The sequence below is a fragment of the Bacillus sp. GW823-FHT06A10 genome (assembly GCF_058795375.1).
The window spans coordinates 2,463,291-2,484,791 of the sequence record NZ_JBXAHT010000001.1 but is presented as its reverse complement, the minus strand read 5'-3'; the positions used below and the strand labels follow the sequence as shown (position 1 = coordinate 2,484,791).

The 21,501-nt window shown below is 35.0% G+C and carries 20 protein-coding genes; 14 read left to right on the top strand and 6 right to left on the bottom strand.

Features of this window, described 5'->3' with window-relative positions:
- Window positions 1-9: 9 nt before the first annotated feature.
- Both AC1Q8M_RS12640 and AC1Q8M_RS12635 read right to left on the bottom strand, forming a co-directional pair.
- Window positions 10-1,356, bottom strand: coding sequence for a short-chain fatty acid transporter (locus AC1Q8M_RS12640; protein WP_000490008.1), 1,347 nt, complete (start codon window positions 1,354-1,356; stop codon window positions 10-12).
- A 597-nt stretch (window positions 1,357-1,953) separates the two neighbouring features.
- Window positions 1,954-2,499, bottom strand: coding sequence for a transcriptional regulator (locus AC1Q8M_RS12635; RefSeq protein ID WP_492334149.1), 546 nt, complete (start codon window positions 2,497-2,499; stop codon window positions 1,954-1,956).
- 122 nt (window positions 2,500-2,621) lie between these two features.
- Here AC1Q8M_RS12635 and AC1Q8M_RS12630 point away from each other — a divergent pair, with 122 nt between their 5' ends.
- From AC1Q8M_RS12630 to AC1Q8M_RS12620, 3 genes are read left to right on the top strand one after another with little or no spacing between them, the layout of a single operon-like run.
- Window positions 2,622-2,861: a PLD nuclease N-terminal domain-containing protein gene (locus AC1Q8M_RS12630; protein ID WP_000690914.1), complete on the top strand. Its 240-nt coding sequence runs from the start codon at window positions 2,622-2,624 to the stop codon at window positions 2,859-2,861.
- Window positions 2,858-3,763, top strand: a complete 906-nt coding sequence (locus AC1Q8M_RS12625) for an ABC transporter ATP-binding protein (RefSeq protein ID WP_098360678.1) — start codon at window positions 2,858-2,860, stop codon at window positions 3,761-3,763. The genes AC1Q8M_RS12630 and AC1Q8M_RS12625 overlap by 4 nt, the downstream gene beginning before the upstream one ends.
- Window positions 3,760-4,548 carry an ABC transporter permease subunit gene (locus AC1Q8M_RS12620; protein WP_061660432.1) on the top strand — a complete coding sequence of 263 codons (789 nt, stop codon included), beginning with the start codon at window positions 3,760-3,762 and terminating at the stop codon, window positions 4,546-4,548. The genes AC1Q8M_RS12625 and AC1Q8M_RS12620 overlap by 4 nt, the downstream gene beginning before the upstream one ends.
- Window positions 4,549-4,602: 54 nt before the next feature.
- Here AC1Q8M_RS12620 and AC1Q8M_RS12615 read toward each other — a convergent pair whose 3' ends face one another.
- The 3 genes from AC1Q8M_RS12615 to AC1Q8M_RS12605 all read right to left on the bottom strand — a co-directional run bounded on the left by AC1Q8M_RS12615 (window position 4,603) and on the right by AC1Q8M_RS12605 (window position 7,594).
- A complete protein-coding gene (locus AC1Q8M_RS12615; RefSeq protein ID WP_098360679.1) occupies window positions 4,603-5,862 on the bottom strand; it encodes a serine hydrolase domain-containing protein in 1,260 nt (419 codons plus the stop codon).
- Between the two features lie 100 nt (window positions 5,863-5,962).
- The gene (locus AC1Q8M_RS12610) at window positions 5,963-7,162 is read right to left on the bottom strand and encodes an MFS transporter (RefSeq protein WP_001190321.1); all 1,200 of its coding nucleotides are present in this window, start codon (window positions 7,160-7,162) and stop codon (window positions 5,963-5,965) included.
- Between the two features lie 15 nt (window positions 7,163-7,177).
- Window positions 7,178-7,594, bottom strand: coding sequence for a MarR family winged helix-turn-helix transcriptional regulator (locus tag AC1Q8M_RS12605; protein ID WP_000343680.1), 417 nt, complete (start codon window positions 7,592-7,594; stop codon window positions 7,178-7,180).
- Between the two features lie 189 nt (window positions 7,595-7,783).
- On the opposite strand from AC1Q8M_RS12605, the gene phaZ reads away from it, so the two are divergent.
- The 7 genes from phaZ to AC1Q8M_RS12570 all read left to right on the top strand — a co-directional run bounded on the left by phaZ (window position 7,784) and on the right by AC1Q8M_RS12570 (window position 14,023).
- On the top strand, window positions 7,784-8,680 hold the full coding sequence (phaZ, locus tag AC1Q8M_RS12600; protein ID WP_000594880.1) for an intracellular short-chain-length polyhydroxyalkanoate depolymerase: 897 nt from the start codon (window positions 7,784-7,786) through the stop codon (window positions 8,678-8,680).
- 67 nt (window positions 8,681-8,747) lie between these two features.
- A complete protein-coding gene (locus AC1Q8M_RS12595; protein WP_000549496.1) occupies window positions 8,748-8,975 on the top strand; it encodes a hypothetical protein in 228 nt (75 codons plus the stop codon).
- A gap of 118 nt (window positions 8,976-9,093) precedes the next feature.
- The gene (locus AC1Q8M_RS12590; RefSeq protein WP_061660430.1) at window positions 9,094-10,290 is read left to right on the top strand and encodes an MFS transporter; all 1,197 of its coding nucleotides are present in this window, start codon (window positions 9,094-9,096) and stop codon (window positions 10,288-10,290) included.
- Window positions 10,274-10,474: an NETI motif-containing protein gene (locus AC1Q8M_RS12585; RefSeq protein ID WP_000166303.1), complete on the top strand. Its 201-nt coding sequence runs from the start codon at window positions 10,274-10,276 to the stop codon at window positions 10,472-10,474. Before AC1Q8M_RS12590 ends, AC1Q8M_RS12585 begins: the two co-directional genes overlap by 17 nt.
- 600 nt (window positions 10,475-11,074) lie before the next feature.
- Window positions 11,075-12,310, top strand: coding sequence for a CapA family protein (locus tag AC1Q8M_RS12580; RefSeq protein ID WP_098352374.1), 1,236 nt, complete (start codon window positions 11,075-11,077; stop codon window positions 12,308-12,310).
- A 48-nt stretch (window positions 12,311-12,358) separates the two neighbouring features.
- Entirely contained in the window at window positions 12,359-13,090 is a 732-nt protein-coding gene (locus AC1Q8M_RS12575; RefSeq protein WP_000241993.1) for a M15 family metallopeptidase, read from the top strand.
- 594 nt (window positions 13,091-13,684) lie between these two features.
- On the top strand, window positions 13,685-14,023 hold the full coding sequence (locus AC1Q8M_RS12570; RefSeq protein ID WP_001071899.1) for a DUF3895 domain-containing protein: 339 nt from the start codon (window positions 13,685-13,687) through the stop codon (window positions 14,021-14,023).
- 104 nt (window positions 14,024-14,127) lie between these two features.
- Here the strand turns inward: AC1Q8M_RS12570 and AC1Q8M_RS12565 are convergent, their stop codons facing one another.
- Entirely contained in the window at window positions 14,128-14,835 is a 708-nt protein-coding gene (locus AC1Q8M_RS12565) for a DNA alkylation repair protein (protein ID WP_000346347.1), read from the bottom strand.
- 282 nt (window positions 14,836-15,117) lie between these two features.
- On the opposite strand from AC1Q8M_RS12565, the gene AC1Q8M_RS12560 reads away from it, so the two are divergent.
- The 4 genes from AC1Q8M_RS12560 to AC1Q8M_RS12545 all read left to right on the top strand — a co-directional run bounded on the left by AC1Q8M_RS12560 (window position 15,118) and on the right by AC1Q8M_RS12545 (window position 21,377).
- A complete protein-coding gene (locus AC1Q8M_RS12560; protein ID WP_000591650.1) occupies window positions 15,118-15,576 on the top strand; it encodes a hypothetical protein in 459 nt (152 codons plus the stop codon).
- Between the two features lie 321 nt (window positions 15,577-15,897).
- Window positions 15,898-17,697, top strand: coding sequence for an S-layer homology domain-containing protein (locus AC1Q8M_RS12555; protein WP_097998419.1), 1,800 nt, complete (start codon window positions 15,898-15,900; stop codon window positions 17,695-17,697).
- Window positions 17,698-18,062: 365 nt separating this feature from the next.
- Entirely contained in the window at window positions 18,063-18,911 is an 849-nt protein-coding gene (locus AC1Q8M_RS12550) for a DnaD domain-containing protein (protein WP_141532512.1), read from the top strand.
- Between the two features lie 75 nt (window positions 18,912-18,986).
- On the top strand, window positions 18,987-21,377 hold the full coding sequence (locus tag AC1Q8M_RS12545; RefSeq protein ID WP_098360682.1) for a penicillin acylase family protein: 2,391 nt from the start codon (window positions 18,987-18,989) through the stop codon (window positions 21,375-21,377).
- Window positions 21,378-21,501: the final 124 nt, after the last annotated feature.

Below are 21,501 nucleotides of genomic sequence, written 5' to 3'. Positions count from 1 at the left end.
GCTTTTCGTTTAAATAAATAAGAAGCATAGACTAATGATAAAACCTGCATATAGTAAGTTCACAACGCAAAATCCCATAATATCACGAGCACCTAAACCAGCTATCGCTAATGCTGGTAATGCCCAGAAAGGTTGAATTAAATTCGTCCAAGCATCGCCCCACGCAATGGCCATTGCAGTTTTTGCAGCAGGTACACCAAGTTCAGCGCCAGCTGGAATCATAATTGGTGCTTGCACGGCCCATTGACCGCCACCAGATGGAACGAAAATATTAACGATGCCAGCACTTAAAAATGTAAAGAGCGGAAAAGTCGTTTCATTTGAAATGCTAATAAAGAAATTAGAAATAGCTCCTCCAAGTGAAAGTCCTTCACTATTTACTCCAATCATCATGCCCATAATTCCTGCGTAAAACGGAAATTGAAGTAAAATGCCAGAAGCACTTTTCGTAGAGTCTGAAAAAGCGCGAATATACTGAATCGGAGTACGGTGGAAAATAAGACCGGCAATTAATAACATAAAAATCACGATATCGAGAGTAAGGTTAAAACCTTTCGTATAAAAGTAATTGAAAATATAAATGAGACCTAACAATCCAACGCAAAGTGTAATAATAATGCTATTTTCCATCTTTTCAGCGAACGTATTATTTTCTACTTCTTGAGCAGCAGCTTCTTCATGGAACACGCTAGGATCTACAGTTATCGTATGTTTTTCATCTGGATGCATCGCTTTATTAATGAGAGGCATCGTAACGAGAAAAATAATAACTGGAACGAGAGCGTATGGTGAGAATAACGTTTCTGTTATCGGAATCGCCTCTTTAATACTTCCAGCAGTCGTTTTAATTAACGTTTCACCGCCTGTTGCTAACGTAAGAGGGATAGAGGCAGAAAGACCGGCATGCCAAATGAGAAATCCAGAGTAAGAAGAGGCAATTGCTAGTCTATAATCTAATCCGTCCAGTTGCCTTGCCACTTCTTTTGCGTATAAAACAGATACAATAATTCCAAAGCCCCAGTTTATGTATGCACCAAGTAAACTTACAATTGAAATGGCAATAATGCCTTGGCCATTCGTTTTTGGTAGTCTGGCAGCTTTCGTTAATCCTTTTTTAATAAGAGGAGCATTTGCTAAAGCAGATCCAGTCACGAGTACAAGCGCCATTTGCATAGAAAAGGCGAGGAGTCCCCAAATTCCATTACCCCAGTGATTAATCATTTCTACAGGTGTTTGGTGAGTCGCAAACATACCAAAGAAGATAACGAAAACAGTTAGTAAACATGATAAAATAAACGGTTCTGGCAAGAAGCGTTGCACTAAGGCGACGCAACCATTTGTAAAGGAACGAAACAAAATAGATCAACCTCCTTATGTATATGTATTAAAATTATTCGAGGTTGTTTGGGAGATAACCTTTAATGTAAAGAAAATTCAGATATTTATAGAGTGGTAATTTATTGATAGGTTGATATAGAGCCTTGTATCAGATTCTGCTTTTAATATACTAGAAGAAAACGGTTGGAAATGGGGTAGCACTTATAAGGATAAGTATAGAGAAAGGTTACTAGCTGGCTTCAAAGCAACTGTTGCAAAATGGTCAAAAAATAAAGTTCATCATCCCTGAAGAAACTTTATTTTCATCTATAGAAGAAATTTTCGACCAATATGAACAGACAATCTTTGTAAGGGAAGTGTTTTAAAGGAAACGATTAATTTATTATCTTTTTAATAAAGTGATAGAAAGCTTCATTAAAAAGATGAAGCTTTCTACTTATAAAAGATAACAAAAATAATACATTCATTACTACATTTGTGTGCGAATTCAAGAAAAATTAAACCACCTAGCTCCTAAAGAGAATATAGGAAGCAGATGGTTTAGATGTTTTGAGAAGTATCCTGTTTTCAGGATTTAGTTAAGATTATTGATTTGCATTTTTATATCGATTAAATTTAAGTTTCTGGAATAATTGTAATAGCAACGGTCCGAATCGGAGCCTCTATTTCGTCATCTTTACTTTGGTTATTGTAGTATTTAATCATTGATTCGTTAAGTTCGTTTTGAAATTTTTCAAAGTGTTCCTCATCTAGCTTTAATTCTACTACAGAAAAAGTAGCCTTATCTTCTTGACTGTTTTGTTCCTCTAATTTCTTAAGGTAACTTTGATATTGTGTCATAAGTGATAACTGATAATAGGAAATGTAGTTTAACTTTTCATCATCAGATAATCCTTTCCATTCACTTCCTTCAATTTTTGCATCTTCTTCATTGATTGCGTAATATTTTTCAGAAACAGATTTTACCTTTTTTTCTTTAATTACATGAACGATACCTGAATCAACCATAGTTTGTAGCTGTCTATATAGTGTTGCTTGTGGTACATTTTTAATGATTTTTACCATTTCTAATGGTGTTAACCCATCTTCTTTATTTCTCATTAACACTTGGCAAATTTTCATTCTTACCGGATGCATTAAAATTTCAACTTTATTACTCATTATATCACCTTATGTATTGTTTTTTATTCTCATTATAAATAATGAGAATAATGATTGCAATCCATCCGTTTTTATTTTATCATTATCAATAATGATAATGAGATTTAAAAGGAGTGATGACAATGAAAATACATTATGGATTGAATGATCTTAAAGACATTGATATTATGGCTTTTCTACCCATTATATTACCAGTTATTGCAGTGGGAGCACTTTTAGTTTTAATTGCATTCATTGATTTATATCGACATAGGAAAACAAGAAAAAATGTACTTGTATGGACGTTAATTATTCTTTTCGTTAATATATTGGGACCTATCTTGTACTTTGTTATAGGGAGAAAGGACAGTGAGAAATTATGAAATTAGAGATTAAAAATGTAATAAAATCATTTAAAGGAAAAATTGCTGTGAATAATTTCTCGATGGAACTGCAAGCGGGGGAATGCGTCGGATTAATTGGACCGAACGGAGCAGGGAAATCCACATTAATAAAAGTAATTTCGGATATTATTCATCCAACTGCTGGTGAAGTTTTATTGAATGGGATAAAAATATCAAAAATGAAAAGTGAAATTGGTTATTTACCGCAATATCCTAATTTTTTTCATTGGATGACAGCGAGGGAAACACTTACCTTTATGGGCCAACTTTCGGGGTTGAAAAAAGAAGAATTGTCAAAGTCGATTCCAAAAATGTTGGAGAAAGTTGGACTAAAGGAAGAAGAAAATGCAAAGGTTAGTACATTTTCTGGTGGAATGAAACAACGACTTGGTATTGCACAAGCATTATTGCATAAACCTTCGCTTATTGTCATGGATGAACCAGTATCCGCATTAGATCCGATCGGCCGGCGGGAAGTATTGAATCTGATTAAAGAAATAAAAAAAGATACAACCATTTTATTATCAACCCACATCTTAAGCGATGCAGAAGAAATCTGTGAACGATTTGTCATTATAAAAGATGGAACAAAAATAGAAGATACAACGATTACGGAACTTTTACATCGTAATAGTGAAAATAAATTAATGATTGAAATAACAGCAAAAGATCAAAAGTGGATTGAAATTGCAAAAAAATTACCGTATGTGAAGGACGTTGAAGTGGTTGGGCTTAAAATCAAAGTGAAGGTTGAAAGTATTGAAATAAATAAAAATATGTTATTGCAAAATGCACTCGAACAGAAAGTGAACATCGTTAAATTTGAAATGAGCAACGATACTTTAGAAGAAATCTTCTTGAATTTGGTGGTGCAAAAATGAATAACTCAATTGTATTGATAAAAAAAGAATGTGTTCAAATGTTACGTGATTTCAAGATTATTTGGCTACCAATTGTTTTTATATTTTTAGGCGCAACACAACCGATAGTAATTCATTATTTGCCATCAATTTTAGAAGCGTTAGGTGGAGGACAGGGAATTACCATTGATCCGAGTATGGCAACGCAAAAAGGGGGCGAAGTATTAGCGAGTACTTTGGGATCCCAGTTTGATCAGCTTGGACTTATGATTCTAGTGATTTCTATGATGGGTGCAATTCAAACAGATAAAGCTAATGGTATGTTGGCCTTTATTTTAACAAGGCCCGTTACTGTTACTTCATATGTAGGTGGGAAAATAGTGTCAAACTATTTAATGGTAGCGTTTAGTGTAACAATTGGATACGTAGCTTCTTATCTATATGTAAATTTTCTTTTTACTGCCGTTCCATTTGCACACCTAATTACTGGATTACTATTTTATCTAATTTGGGTTCTTTTTATCGTATCTTTCACAACAATGATAAGTGCTATTTTTCACAGTCAAGGTATTATTGCATTAATTTCAATTGTATTCCTTTTAGCCTGCAGAGTAATCGTCGGTTTGAATCCAATAATGGATCAGCTTAATCCAGCCGGTATGAGTAAGTATGCAATGGAAACGTTAGTCACGGGGGTAGTAAATTCAAACGCAATAATTACTGGATTACTAACTATAGTGTGGATTTTATTGACACTCTTCGTAACGTATTATTGGATTGCTAATAAAAAGTTTCATTATGAATAACCGTGATGAGGGTAGTGGTTTCAAATAAAACAACGCAATAAGAAGAAGCTTCCACTACCGTGGAAGCTTCTCCAAATGATGTGCAATATCAACATACATATTTGAGTAAACTGAATGTATTTCATTACTTGGCGTAGCGTTAGAAGAGAAGTGGACAATTACCATATTTGCTTTCGGATCGATGTAAAGTGTTTGTCCGTAACTACCTAACACTTCAAAAGCACCCTGTTCATTGTGGGGAATCCACCATTGATTATGATAAGAAATGGAAGCTCCAGGGCCAATTGCAAGTTCACCTTCTTGGACATTTTTTATATCTCCAGTAATAGAAGAAGGGAGAATTTGTTTTCCGTTATATTCCCCGTTGTTTAATAGTAATTGCCCGAATCTCGCCATATCTCTAGCAGTTGCATTTAAGCCAGCGCTTGCTTGTTCTATTTTCGTTTCATCTGTAACGTAATACGCGTTTTCTTCCATACCAATTTGAGACCAAATTCGTTCGCTTACATTTTCAGCTAGTGATCTACCAGTAATAGTTCGAATAATCCAAGCGAGCGTTTCTGTTGATCCGTTATTGTAAGAAAAGGAAGAACCAGGCGGTGCAGTTTCTTCGGCTTCTCGTAACATATCATAAATTTTCATCGGACCGTCGTAATTTTTGCCGCGGGGTAAAATATTGCTAGCTAAATATAATTGTGCATCTTGATTTTCTAGCCCAGGCTGCTCATATCCGTGGGTCGGGTATTCTGCTGAAACTTGCATGTCCATTAATTGCTGAAGTGTCGCTTTTCCGAACGGTGTATTTTTTAATTCTTTTATGTAAGTGTCAGCTGTTTTCTCTAAATCAATACGATTCTCTTCAGCGAGAGATTGTATAATTGCCCCGGTAAAGACTTTTGCTAATGATGCCATACCATGAGGTTCATTCTGTTTATACCCATTGAAATATCGTTCATAAACAAGTTGTCCATTATGTACAACGACAAAAGCATCTGTTTTGTTATCGTCTAAAAGTTTTTTTAGAGGAGTTGTATTTCCGAATCTACGCTCCACAGCAAAATCGTCTAAGTTTTGCAATGCGGAAGGGAAGTGAGCAGTTTGGTCAGGATTGATTTTTACGTCATTAACTAAAGTGAATTCTTTCATATGTGTATACGACCAACGTAAGTAAGGGTCATTTAACCAGTTTTCTTTTGTCACATTATGTTTTGATGGGGTCGTTTTATTTTGTTTGAAGTAAGTAAACCCAAGTCCTGTAATTACAAATATGAATGTTAGTATAAGTAAGAGTAGGGGAGATTTTTTTAGTTTCATATATGACCCTCCTTTTTATTTCTACTATAAGTATACGCTCGTCTTGAAAGAAATACAAAATAAGGAAAGTAAACGGGGAAGTTTACTTTCCTTATTAACGTTAAGCGGAAATTTTTCCGTCTGTAGATTGTTTCTTGAATTTTTGTTTTCGTCCGTGTAATCCATAATATAAAAGTAAAGTGAAAGCAACGATAATAGCTGCGATAAAATACATATTATGATAACTAGATTTCGCTGCGACAATACCTAAAATGAAAGAACCAAAGCCAATACCACTATCAAAGAATGAGAAATACGTAGCTGTCGCAGAACCACGTCTATGGTTTGGAGCAGCAGAAATCGCAATCGTTTGGAAACTCGGAATTAATGTTCCGTAACCTAAACCGATTAGCATACCTGCGCCAAGGAACCAAAATGAAGTTTGTGCTTGGCTTAATATGAACATTCCGATTGTGAAAATAATGATAGCGGGGTAAACGAGTACATTTTCACCGAAGCGATCAAAAATCTTTCCTGTAAATGGACGAGAAATGACAACAACAAGTGCGTATACAATAAAGAAATAACTTGCAATTTCACTTAAACCGAGTTCTTTCGCATAAATAGGAATAAAGGATAAAATACCACTATAAGAAAAGGCTAAAACAAATCCTGTAAGTGCAATCGGAATAGAAGATGGTTCGATTAAGTCTTTCCATTTCATTTTTTCACGTTTTTGTTTGCTCACAGGTGCTTCATGCGGAATATCTACAAGTAGTCCTAATAAAAATGCAAGTAATGAAAATACGGAACAAACGATAAATAAAACAGTAAACGAAAAATGAGAAATAATTGTTAAACCTAAAAAAGGACCAATTACCATCGGCAGACTCATAAATACGCCGAAATATGCAAGTGCTTCGCCTCGTCGATGAGCTGGCGCAACATCAGTTACAATCGTACCGGTAGCTGTCGTTGCCATCCCGAACCCAATACCGTGCAAGAAGCGAAGGGCAAGTAATAAGAATAAACTTTGCGCACCGAAATACATAACAGTAGCGGCTAAAAATAATGAAAGTGAAATAAATAATATTTTCTTTCTTCCTAAATCATCGAGCCATTTTCCTGTGAATGGTCTACATAAAACAGAAGAAATAAGAAACACAGTTGCAACTAAACCAATTTCCTCAGGTTTTCCTTTTAGGCCGTCTATTACATAGACAGGCAGAGTAGTCATAAGCATGTAAAATGTTAAGAAGAGAAATAGACTACTAAAACAAGTTCCGAGGAAATCCTTCGTCCAAAGTTTCTCACTTTGCATCGTCATCCCTCCAATTTAATCTAAATTTTTAATAATTTGTTGTAACACTTGAAATGCTTGATGTAAATCATCTTCATTAATACCTTCTAGCGTTTTTTCTTCGAAAGTATCAACTTCTTCTTGCCATACTGGAATCATCTTTATCGCTGTTTCGGATAAAGAAATGAGCTTCTCGCGGCGATCTTTACCTTCTGTACGAATAATCCATCCCATCGTTTCCATACGTGTTAACGTACGAGTCATCGTTGGTGATTCAACATTTAAATATTGGCATAATTCTGTTTGCGTACAAGAACCAGTTTGATTAATGCGGAAAATAACAGCCCACTGCGCACTAAATAACCCAGTTGGAGATACACGTTCATTAAATTTCTTCGTAAACTTTCGAGAAGTCTGGCTGACGATATGAAAAAAATGTTGTTTTTCGTCCATGTATTTTGATCCTTTCAAATTAGTTACCTAGCTAACTATATACTTTTTTATAATAATTGTCTAGTAATAGACATATTGATTTATGTGAAAAATTCTTATAGGTTTTATGTTGCGAACGTATATTCTACGTGCTATTCTTTAATTAAGTAAAGAATTTTCTTTCTATTAAATAGAATGGGGGAACTTGTGATGATTAAGCCTGCAACAATGGAGTTTGTTTCACTATCGAACGGAGAAACGATTGCATATCAGGAAGTTGGAAGGCGAAATACAGATATTCTTGTACTCATTCACGGGAACATGACATCGTCACAACATTGGGATTTAGTTATTGAAAAGTTGCAAGATCAATACCATATTTACGCTCTTGATTTAAGAGGGTTTGGACAATCAACGTATAATCAGTCGATAGATTCATTACAAGACTTTGCAGAAGATGTAAAATTATTTATCGACGAGTTAAAGCTAGAGAAATTCTCATTAATGGGCTGGTCAATGGGCGGTGGCGTTGCGATGCAATTTACAGCGAATCACCCAACTTTTGTAGAAAAGTTAATTTTAGTAGAATCAGTAGGAATGAAAGGATACCCAATCTTTAAAAAAGATACGAATGGGCAGCCAATCGTATCAAGTTTAGTAAAGACAAAAGAAGAAATTGCGCAAGATCCAGTACAAATCGCTCCAGTATTAGACGCGATAAAAAATATGAACAAACTATATTACCGTACAGTATGGAATCTATTAATATATACACATAATCAACCTGAACCGGACCGTTATGAAAAGTATTTAGATGATATGTTAACGCAACGTAATTTCGTAGATGTGAATTATGCGCTCATTACATTTAATATTTCGGATGAACATAATGGGGTTGTAGAGGGAAGTAAGCAAATTCATCATATTAAAGCGCCGACACTCGTCATACAAGGTGATAGAGATTATGTCGTACCGCAAGTAGTCGGTGAGGAATTAGCGAAACATTTGCCAAATGCAGAGTTGAAGGTATTAGAAGATTGCGGACACTCACCGTTTATTGATTGTTTAGATGTATTTATAAAACATGTAGAAGATTGGCTAGAATAGAAAGAATCCCCAAAATGAAAAGTTTTGCATATACTATAACATTTGTATGTATAAGGGGAGATTATCAATGCATAAACCATCCTTAATCGCTTATTCGCCATATGATCATCATATCTATACAAAAATAATGATAGATCCGATGTATATGCAAGTTTCACCAGCTGTAGTTCCTTTACAAATGCAGCAGCCACTAACAGCTCATATGCAACATTACTTATATGGACCATCATTTTATGAAAATCCATATTTTAAACATTTTCATTATAATGTGAAAGCACAAGTTTGGGAAGGATAAGATAACAAGCTAAAAGGTTCATTCTTTTAGCTTGTTTTTTATTGCGAATATTCGTACACGCATTTGCAGAAACAGTTTATAATGAAAAGTGGAAAGCGTGAGAAGGAGAGGGAAAGGGATGTCAATGCGTTTTACATTTTGGATTATGGTTGGGATTGTAGCAATTTCTGGTTTATCACAAGGAATGCTCTTACCTGCCATTGCAATGATTTTTGAACAAGAAGGGGTTAGTTCAAGTATTAACGGTATTCATGCGACGGCATTGTACATCGGGATATTAGTTATTTCGCCGTTTCTTGAAAAACCGATGCAAAGGTTTGGAATGAAGCCAATTATTGTTATAGGTGGGTTTCTCGTTATTATTTCATTATTCTTTTTTACACAAACAATTTCATTTTGGGTATGGTTTATCCTTAGATTTCTAGTTGGAGTCGGAGATCATATGCTTCATGTCGGAACACAAACATGGATTACGACAACATCGGACCCAAGTAAAATAGGGAGACAAGTATCGATATACGGTGTATTCTTCGGAATTGGTTTTGCCGTTGGTCCGTATTTAGCAAGCACTGTACAGTACGGTCTTGCAACGCCATTTATTATATCTACTATACTTTGTCTAATAGGTTGGCTGTTACTATTACCAACAAAAAATGCATTCCCAGCGCAAGATGAAAGAGAAGTGAAGAGTGAATCATCATTTTCTCGTTATAAACAAGTTGTTGGATTAGGATGGATTGCGTTACTAGGACCACTTGCATACGGTGTACTTGAGGCGATGTTAAATAGTAACTTACCAGTATACGCACTTCGTAAAGGGTGGTCTGTTTCAGATGTATCCTTCTTATTACCAGCATTTGCAGTTGGGGGTATTATTACACAGATTCCGCTCGGTATATTGAGTGATAAATACGGAAGGGATCGTATATTAACCTGGACGTTTAGCATAAGTACGGGCATTTTTCTACTTGCCGCCGTATTTGATCAATATTACTGGATCGTCTTTGCCTGCATGCTTTTAGCGGGTATGGTTATTGGATCGTGTTTCTCTTTAGGGCTTGGATTTATGACTGATTTATTACCGAGACACTTACTACCGGCAGGTAATATATTATCCGGAATCGCTTTTAGTTTAGGAAGTATTATGGGGCCTGTATTAGGCGGCGTATTTATAGAAAAAATACAGTATACAAGCTTTTTTATTGCGGTTATGATTATAATGGGAATTCTAGCAATGTTATACATGGTCTACATGAAGAATCAATTCGCATCAAGAAAAATAGAAAGTAGGTTAGGGCATGACAAAACAACCTAATAAAAAGAAATTTGAAGTACTTGAAAATGAAACAATTACAGACTGCTTAGCACGTATGGAACAAGAAGGCTACGCTCCGTCTCGTCGTATGGAAGAGCCGATCTTTCATGAAGTAAAGAAAGACGGCAAAACAGTAGTTGAGCCGTGCGGTAGGAAGATTGTTTTTGAAGGGAAATTGAAGTAATCCAATAACAAATTCTCTTTATAGTATAGAGCCATCCAATAGTTGGGTGGCTTGTTTTTTTATTAATCAATGCAGGAATTGAATAGAATGAATCTCTCGTTCATTTCTCCTAATTGGCTTCATTATATGGGTCAAAAGATTGCTACTTTTTTCGTATATTGGTAAAATAAGTTCTTGGGTCTTACTTATTGTTATCGGTATAATGTTTGTCGCTTAACGTAAAGAAATTAGTTACAAAGATTCCATAATATTTAAAGGGGGTACAGCAACGATCCCCTCTTTTTGGAGCCACTCACAAACGTAAAGCAAGAGAAGAGGCTATATGAACTATTCTTCTATCTTGTTTAGATTAAACGAGTTACTGCAATTGGAACAGGTATATGAAACTAGTCGACATCCTGATGGATCATGTTTCTCTAGCAATCTATCAATTCTGATGGAATTGATAGATTGCTAGAGAATGGAAAATGATTATCTGTATATTCCGAAGCAGATGTAACAGAGTGTCCTTCCATAATTAAGGGTAAAACCAAAATACGTTGTTTTAAAGAATGATTTGTTAGAACTGGTTATAAGTAATAAAACAGAAAAGAGGATCACATGTTAGATACTTTACAGAGAAGTAAAAAGTTTTTTTTATTATGTCTTATTTTTTTAGTGCTTTTAACTGCTTGTGGTAATACAGATGTTAAGACATCTAAAGCTTCATTACCACCGGCTGAATCTAATATAGATACATCATTAAAAGCACCAAATTGGGTAGAGAAGAGTCCTATCCAACAGTCTCCTAATTTTGCGGAAGATAAAAAAGTAAAATCGGTTGTGAATTTACTAGCAACGGGTGATAATTTATATCATGACGCAGTAATTAAAGATGGCAAACAAAAAGACGGTTCATATGATTATAACTATATTTATGAAAATATCAAAAAAGCTGTTAAATCAAGTGATCTTGCTATCGTGAACCAGGAGACTCCAATTGCAGGAAATAATCTAAAAGTACAGGGATATCCGACTTTCAATACACCTGAAGAAGTAGGCCAATCTTTAGTGGACACTGGATTCAATATAGTGACTCAAGCGACAAATCATGCTATGGATATGGGTATTAAAGGTGTTGCGAATACAAGAGAATACTGGAAGAAATATCCGGATGTTATCCCAGTAGGCATTAATGAGAGTCAAAACGAGCGTAATGAAATAAAAACGATTACAAAAAATGGTATTCGCTTTGCGTTACTAAATTATACATATGGTACTAATGGAATTAAAATTCCGGCTGATAAGTCTTGGGCTTTAAATTTAATTGATAAAAAAGCGATACAAAATGATGTGGAAAAGGCAAAGAATAGCTCTGATATGGTGATTGTTATGGTGCATTGGGGAGTAGAATATACATCTACACCTTCAAAGCAACAAAAAGAAGTTGCTCAATATTTAACAGATTTAGGTGTAGATGTAGTAATTGGAAATCATCCACATGTAATTCAACCAATTGAGTGGAAACAAAATAAAGGTGGACATGAAACGCTAATCTATTATTCTCTTGGAAATCTTATCTCTGCGCAAGAAAAATTAGAAACATTGGTTGGAGGATTATCTTATGTACAATTTGTTAAGTATGAAGATAAAACTTTTGGTATACGACAAGCGGCAATCGTACCGACAGTAACCGACTACGCTGATGGTAAGAAACAATTTAAAATTCAATTTTTAAAAGATTATTCGGATGAAGATTCTAAAAAACATGGAATTAAAAAATTTGTCGGCCCCGTTTCTTTGAAGGATTTCAAGGAGATTCCTAGAGACGTGTTGGGAAATTGGTATAAAGACTAATAAACAAAAAGGGAATGAGATACAATTAAAAAATTTATAATTTTAGCATTGGTATTGGCAATGGGATGGAGTCTTGCTGCTTGTAGTGGAAAGCAAACATCTCAGGAAACTACTAATAATAACGATAAAAATAAAAAAGAGATACATGCGAATAAAAAAGATGTTTTACCTATCTCTGATCCTAATGATTGGAGAATTATTCTTGTAAATAGAGAGCATATGTTATCAAAGGAATTAGGAATTGAATTAACAAGTATTACCCAAAATGCTAAGCCGAATATGAAAATAGATAGTAGAATTGCAACTTCCTATCAGGATATGGTAGCAGCTGCAAAAAAAGAGGGAATCAATCTTTATTTAAGATCAGGTTATCGAGCTATAAAATTACAACAAACGTATTATGATGCTTCAGTTAAAAGCTATAAATCTCAAGGTTTGTCGGACAAAGAAGCTAGTGCTAAAGCATTGGAATATCTTCAGTATCCTGGTGCAAGTGAACATCATACTGGATTAGCGTTAGACATTATTTCAGTTGAATGGCAGAATACTGTAGAAGATTTAAATGCAAAATTTGAAACTACCGATGCATTCAAATGGTTAGATAAGAATGCTGCAGAGTATGGATTTACTCTCCGCTATCCAAAAGATAAAGAGAATATTACTGGCATTAAGTATGAGCCATGGCACTATCGTTATGTAGGAAAAGAAGTTGCTGTTTATCTAAAAGAAAAAGGGTTAACTTTAGAAGAATATAACGAAAAAATTAAGTCTGGTAAGTAAAAATACACTTTGATTCTATATAAAAAGTCAGATTTGGAGGGTGTGTTAATCTTCCTCCTAGAATTGCGAAAACAGTGTATGATAATGTAAGCACGTATGAACCAGTTATCGTGTGAAACGATGTATGTATAAAAAAGTTACATTTATAAAAGAAGCAATGAAAAAGGATCTGATATTCATATCAGATCCTTTTTCATTCACAACATATAATACTTACTTAACTAAGCCTTAAAGACTGCCTGCTTTTCAGGTACTACAATAGTAACCTCGCTTTTTTATTTTGGATGTTCGTTTTTCTTAGCTTGATAGACATGTGGAAGTAGTTCAAACAATGCGATTAGCATTTTTTTGTTTGCATGATTTGTGCACCGGATATTCACTATTGATTTCAGTTCAGTAATAACGAATTCTACAATAGATGACAGAACGTATATTTGGTATAATGGAAATATACTACTTAAAATAATGTACATGAGTTATAAAATCTATATAAAGAGGTAAGGACTACATAACAATAACTAAATGTAAAAGTTCTAGTACATATAGGGTTCAGTTCATGTTAAGCAAATTCGTTGTGAGAAAGGAAAAGATGTAATGAATCAAATTTCATTTGAAGATTTATTTGAAGACGAAAAAGAAAATAAACAAGAAAAGGTAGAGGTAGCCGAGATACCTGCACCTTTATCAACATTGCAAAAAGATATATTGGAATTAATGGATTCTGAAGAAATAAGTGCATTGGAGCTATGCGAACAGTTAATACGATCTGGTAAAATATCAGACGAAAGATTTACAACGAATAAGCCAAAAGCATATGGACAAGTATGCTTAGCGTTGGAAGGCTTTGTTACAGAAGGAAAGCTTACTTTTGTTAAAAACGATGAGAAAAGAGATAGGGTGTATAAAGTGAAAGAAGAAATTTCTAACATATAAGTTGTAAAGAGGGAAATGAATGATTTTTAGGGAGGTAGTCCATTTTCTACTTCTACATTAAAAAAAGGTGCCAATCTTTCTTGATTGACACCTTTTTTAATAATCTAACATCTAACGTATTTACGTTTGAAACCAACTCTTCCTCTATCGACTTCTTTCTGAATACTTTCGGAAGCATTTAACAAACTGCTTTTTTTATTATCACGTTTTACTTCAACTATACCAACTTCTTTTGCAGTCTCGACTGCTTTTTCGTGTAGTGGCACATATGAAATTGCTACAGTATTTATAAAATTATTCATAGCAGATTTTGTTCGTTCTGGCGCAGCATGAATTGTATTTTTTACAATTTCAAGCATATCGGAAATTTTGCTTTCGGCAAATTCATTGTCTTTGCGATTTCCTAAAAGCCAGCAGTAGCAACTCCAGCCCGCTGACATTCGTAGCTCATCCCCACTTGCAATCCATTTATCCGCAACGTCTTGGGCGATAGTTGACTCCGATAAAGTTACTGCTACCACATAATCAGATAGCATATAAAAATATGCCCCGTCCATCCAGCGATCAAAATCAGACTCATTCATAGCTTTTGGATCTGCAATAATGCCTGCAAAGTACATAGCATCGTAGTTACCTGTAGCATAAAGTTCCTCAGCTAACTCTTGATTTACTTTTATTTTCTTAGCGATTGGTTTCATAGCACCTGTAGCTACGCCAAAAACCGGCTCGTGTGCACCGTTAGAGATGTATGTTTTTTTCGTTCTTTCCTTACCAAGGGCTTCAAGCTCTTGCATGACTGTTTTAAAATCCATAGCTGTGCACTTCCTTCCTTAATATAAGTAATCATCTAGTTTATATATTTTCAATTCTAATACTAATCGTATGTGAGTAGGATGTCTACTTTCTATAATATTCCCGTATTAATTTTGAAAGCCTAGCTATTCATACTTATGAGGGTACTATATTAATGTAAAGGGAGGGACAATACGGATGTAAATAATATTTTATCTTTGGCTCTTTCTCTGTATTATCATGTTATTTTATAATAAGGAAATAAATAGCATTTTAAATTAAGTATGTGAGGTTAGTTATAAATGATAAAGAAATTTACTAGAGTAGTATTAACTATGGTTATGCCAATCAGTCTTATTACAGGTTGTGGAGCTGCTGAAAAAACTGAAGCACAAAAGCCGAAAGGGGTACAAAAGGAGAAAAAGGACTATACGGATTACTCATATGGTAGCAAAGGTATACTAGTAAGCGGAAAAGCGAAAGAACGGCAACAATACGAGATTGGATATATAGATGATAACAAGTTAATTGGGATTGATGAAAATATTGAAGACTGCATTATTTTAGATAATAAAGATGAAGTAGGTCTCATTTGGAAACAAATAGAGCGTGGATCTATTATTGAAGTGCAATACGGTAAGGATCGCAATGATATTGTAGGCGTGCAATTCGTAGGAGATCGTGAGCCATACGAAATTAGTGATAAGTTTGATCGAAATACGATAAACGAAATTGTCGGACAAGTTAAAGGTAATTTGTAATAGTATATAATGTGAAAGAAATAGCATTTACTATAGCTATTAAAGTGTGGATTGTTGAAAATGCTTTTGACGGTATTGGTAATTAGTTGTAAAATAATTTTTGTTGACGGATTTTGTAAAAAGTATGTTAGATGAAATTCATTTGTAGGGATGACATATAAATATTTTCTTAACGGGCATAAAATAATATAATTTAAATATATAAATAAAAAGAAAATATATTAGAAGTACATAATAGATTCGTATTTTTAAAATTAATGTGACAATAAAGGGAGGTTGAGATACATACACGGTGGGAGTGTGTATGTATTTATTATAATAATGAATAAGACAATCAAACAACAAGTAATCGCACTATCAACAAGTCTAGTGATTTTAGGGAGTGTACCTTTATCAGCATCAGCAGAAGAGATAAACAACTCTCAAACTGATCAACTTAATATTGCCCAAGGAGAACACGGAACGAGCGGATTAAATTATTCTAATTTCAAGTTGGAAGTTCCTAATCATGTACAAATTAACGAAGCAGAAGTATCTGAAAATGAAAAAATGCTTTTAGAAGAATATAAGCATAAACATGATGAAACAGAAGAATTAAACAAAATGCAAAATGCTAAGAAGGGACAAGTAGCAGAAAAGGAAGCTATTTCAAACATTGAAAAGGCATTTGAATCTGTAGATGGTCGAAATGATGGATCTGATCGTCAAATGAAACCTGTTGCAAAGCCAAGAGGTATTCAATATAGTGCACAGAGTACGAAGAAATATGGAACACTTGCAGGAGTTCCATTTGTGGAGTGGATTGTTCCAGCAGGAAATCCTGATATTCGTCCTGCAAATCCGATGAAAGCACGTTACATTACAATTCATGAGACCGCAAATACAGCCGCTGGTGCTAATGCTGAAAATCATGCGAAATATTTATACAAGCAAGCAACTGAAGGCACTTTCCGAACAGCTTCATGGCATTTTACTGTAGACGATAAACAAATTTATCAACACTTACCAACAAACGAAAATGGTTGGCATGCAGGAGATGGAGATGGATCAGGAAACAGGGAGTCTATCGGTATCGAGATCGCGGTTAACCAAGATGGTGATTACAATAAAGCTTTAGAAAATGCAAAACGACTTGCAGGTTATTTAATGAACAAAGAAGGAATTGGTGCAGATCATATTTACAAGCATCAACAATGGAGCGGGAAAAAATGTCCTGACATTTTAATTTCACGTGGTAATTGGGCTGGTTTCGTACAAGGAATTCAGTGGTATGCAAATATAAATGCGCAGATTGATACGCCTTTACAAGATAAAAATGACTCATTTAATCCAAATGAAAATAATCCAGCTGAACCTAGCATGGAACTAGTGGTAAATGGTAGTGGCATCAATGTACGTAGTGATGCGGGTATTGAACATCGTGTTGTACGTAAAGCTTCAACCGGAGATCGTTACAAAGTATTAGCGGTTAAAAATGGTTGGTATAAAGTAGGTAATGGAGAATGGATTTTCTATGACCCAAGCTGGATTAAAATTAACTACAATGTACCAAAGGAAGAAGTACAAAAGCCTAAGGAAGAAGTACAAAAACCAAAAGATGATATTACAGGTGGCTGGTTTGAAGAGCATATTCGTAAATTAAACAGTCTAGGTATTATGCAAGGCGAAGGTAATGGTGTATTTGCGCCATATCGAAATGTAACGAGAGCGGAGTTTGCGAAATTAATCTCGAATGCTCTTAAACTACCAGAGGGAAATAAGTCATTTGTAGATATTAATGAGGCACATCCATCACTTCATGACGGTATTAAACGTTGTGCAAGTGCAGGAATTATTAATGGTCGTGGTGAAGGGATTTTTGATCCTAACTCACCAATTACTCGTGAAGAAGTATCTATTATGATTGACAAAGCATTACGATATAAAGGAATTACAGGTGAGTTAGCAGCATTACCATTTACAGATAAGCATTTAATAACATATAAAGAATCGGTTCAACGATTATACAGTCTAAAGGTAGTTAATGGTATTGGAAATAATGAGTTTGATCCCCGAGGTACAGCAACTCGTGGTCAGGCAGCTGCCTTTATTGTGAAGATGTTAGATTCAATGCAAAAATAAAAGGAAACTTTAATCAGTGAGGGCCACTCGCACTGCAATCGAGCAGTTTATTCACCGAATTTTGAAATGAGAGTTTTACTGCCCGCAAATAGCAGAATAAATGGTATGTAGAAGCTGACATTGGTAGAAGTAAAAAATAAGAAGAATTTGAAAGGAGCTATCCAAAATAATAATTTGGAATAGCTCCTATTTAGTAGGAAGAACAAATTGTATTTCATAGATTGTAATGTAGAATGCCCTTCCAAGCCCCTTATAAGCCCCTACCAAGTAATAAATCACTAAGAAAAAACAAAAACAAAAACAAGAACAAAACAAGCGCGAAAAAATGAAACCGGCGTTGTAGTAGTAAAAAAATTGTAATTCGAATGCCAAAACCATTCCCGTATGCCTATCTTTATAATGAAGGATTAAAATTTTCCTATTTACTAGCAAAGAGTGGAGGGAAACATATGGCGGTATACCGTAATGTGCAGGTGAACTTTTGGCAAGATGAATTCATATTAGATTTAACGCCAGAGGAGCGTTATTTTTACATATATTTGTTAACTGGTACGAAAACAAAGCAATGTGGTATTTACATATTACCGAAGCGTGTGGCAGAGCTTGAAACAGGTTATAGTATGGAGACTGTTGAGAAGTTGCTAAACAGGTTTGTTGAGTATGGAAAGATTTTATATGATACGGAAACGAAAGAGGTATTCATAATAAATTGGTTACACTATAACCCTATTTCAAATACGAATGTGGAGAAGTGCGTATTACGTGAGTTAAAGACTATAAAAAGTAATGAGTTCATACATATATTTTTACGTAAATGCCTTGAAGAAGAATACAAGATTCCATTATTATTGCAGCATTTTGGTATGCCAAAAGAAGAGGATAATAGTAGTTCACAAGTAGTTATTGAAGAGAAAGAAGAAGCGGAAGAGATAGAGGTGGAAACCATAGAAGAGGACGTTCCAAATAGTGAAGTTTATAAGTTTTATGAACAAAATATTAGTAGTTTATCCCCATATATTGTGAAGGAATTGAAGAATTGGATACAAAGACTTTCTGGAGAGAAAGTGTTAGAGGTACTTAAAATTGCGTTTGAAAATAATAAGAAAACGTTAGCTTATGTGAGGGGGATTTTGAGGAATTGGTGTAAGAAAGAACGAGTAGATTTTAGTGAAGGAATGCATAGGAGAGAAGTATTCGGTTTGTATGACCCATAGTTTGGATAAGGATTTTTTCTATTCTAAAAGGTTCTTTTACTATAGAAGCGAATAGTGTGAGAAAGGGGTGGTTATATGGAAGTCGTTATAAAGAAGAAACGAAAAAGGGGAAGAAGAATTTTTATTTGGGCTAGTGGTATCGTTCTCTTGTTAGTTATTTCCGCTGTGATTTTTTTGAATATATATACGCTGAAATCTATGCCAAAGATAGATGGAACGATAAAGCTAGAGGATTTACAACACGCTGTTACGGTGAAGCGGGATAGTAAAGGTGTCCCGCATATTAAATCGGAAAATGCACATGATTTATATTTTTCACAAGGATATGTACAAGCGCAAGATCGGTTGTTTCAAATGGATTTAAGTAGAAGACAAGCTTCTGGTATGTTAAGTGAAGTTGTTGGGGAAGCAGCTGTTGACCGAGATAAATTATTTCGAACACTCGGTTTACGGCGAGCGGCAGAAGCTTCAGTTAGTCAATATGATGGAGAAGCAAAATATGCCCTGCAGTCATTTGCTGATGGGGTGAACGCTTTTATACGTGAGGCGAAAGAGGAAAAGAAATTACCAGTTGAGTTTACTATATTAGGTTATGAACCTGCTGAGTGGTCAATTGTTGATACTTTAACGATCGGGAAGTATATGGCGTTTGACTTAGGAGGACATTGGCACGGACAGGCATTTCGATATTGGGCGCTGAAAAATCTTCCGAAAGAGCAAGCAAATGAGCTATTTCCTACATATCCGAAAGATGCACCTAGATTGCTAGCTGAACTAAAAACTACAAATGTGGACGTAGCACAAAGTTTTTCAAAAACGATAATTCCCCCGGAGTTTAACGGTAGTAATAACTGGGTTGTGAGCGGTGAGAAGAGTGCGTCAGGTAAGCCGATTTTAGCAGATGACCCTCATTTATCCCTTGCGACACCTTCTATATGGTATCAAACGAGACTTGAAATGAAAGATTTAAATGTGAGTGGCGTTATTTTCGCTGGAGTACCAGGTGTTATATTAGGCCACAATGACAAAATAGCGTGGGGCGTTACGAATACAGGGCCTGATGTGCAAGATTTATATATTGAGAAGAGAAATCCTAATAATGAAAATGAATTTCTGTATAACGATAAATGGGAGAAAGCTACGGTAGTTGATGAATCGATTAAAGTAAAAGGCGGGAAGACAATTCCTTATAACGTTACGATTACGAGGCATGGGCCAGTAATTTCAGAGTTTGCGGATAAGGGGAAGGAGAAAACGAAAACCGTATTCTCTTTAAAGTGGACTGCTTTAGAACCGTCAGCTGAGTTAAAAGCTGTATTAAATATGAACAAAGCAAAAGACTGGACTGAGTTTGAAACCGCTCTTCAAGATTTCCATACACCAACGCAAAACTTTGTGTTTGCATCAAACGATGGCACGATTGCTTATAAAGCGAATGGAAATATACCAGTGCGTAAAAAAGGCGATGGTAGCTTGCCTGTTCCAGGATGGACAGATGAATATGAATGGGAAGGATATATTCCATTTGATCAGCTGCCGAAAGTTATAAATCCGAAAGAAGGTTTTATTTCAACTGCGAATAATAAAATTGTTGATGATGATTATCCGTACCATATTAGCAATACGTGGGCACAGCCATATAGGCAAATGCGTATTCAAGAATTTTTGCAAGAGAAGGAAAAGTATACGGTGAAAGATTTAGAAGAGTTACAGATGGATCAAAAGAATTTATATGGGAAAGAGTTTACTCCTATATTTTTAAAAGAGTTAAATAAAGCATCTTTAAATGAGTTAGAGAAAGAAGGCGTAAACCAATTAACAAAGTGGAATTTTTATGATAGTAAAGATGAAGCGGCACCACTAATTTTTCATTTATTAATGAAAGAGATTTCGAATACGTTATTTTCAAAAGAAATACCGAAAGATGTGATGGAGTTATTTAAAGGGAAGTCACAAGTTGTTGATGAATTGATTCGAAAAGAAATAGCGGGAGAAAATAGCGCTTGGTTTACGAAGTACGGAGGTTTCACAAAAGTTGTGCATACATCGTACGAGAATGTAATGAAGAAATTGCAGAAGGAATATGGACCCGATGTTGGGAGCTGGAAGTGGGGCGATTACCATCAACTCGCTTTTACACATCCAATTTCGAAATCATCGAGTATGTTAGCATTACTAGCTTTTAATCGTGAGAAACCAGTTCCAATTGGCGGAAGTCAAGTTACCGTCCAAGCAGCGAGTTACGGCGATAACGGTATTGTAAATCATGGTGCTTCTTGGCGATTCGTTATTGATACGAAAGATATGTCAAACGGTTATCATATAGTGGGACCAGGACAGTCGGGACATTTTAGAAGCGATTGGTATCATGATCAAATAGATGATTGGGTAAGTGGCACGTATCATACGACTACATTGAATACGGAGGGGATAGAGGGGAAGGTATTAAATTTAGAGCCGAAGTGATGGGTTGTTTGATGAAGCAATATAAAATTGAGTGTAGATGAAGAATATATGAATTTAATTATGAGTATTGATTCATTTGAAAAAATTCCTTAAGTAAGTTACTAGAAGGAATTTGATAATTTCA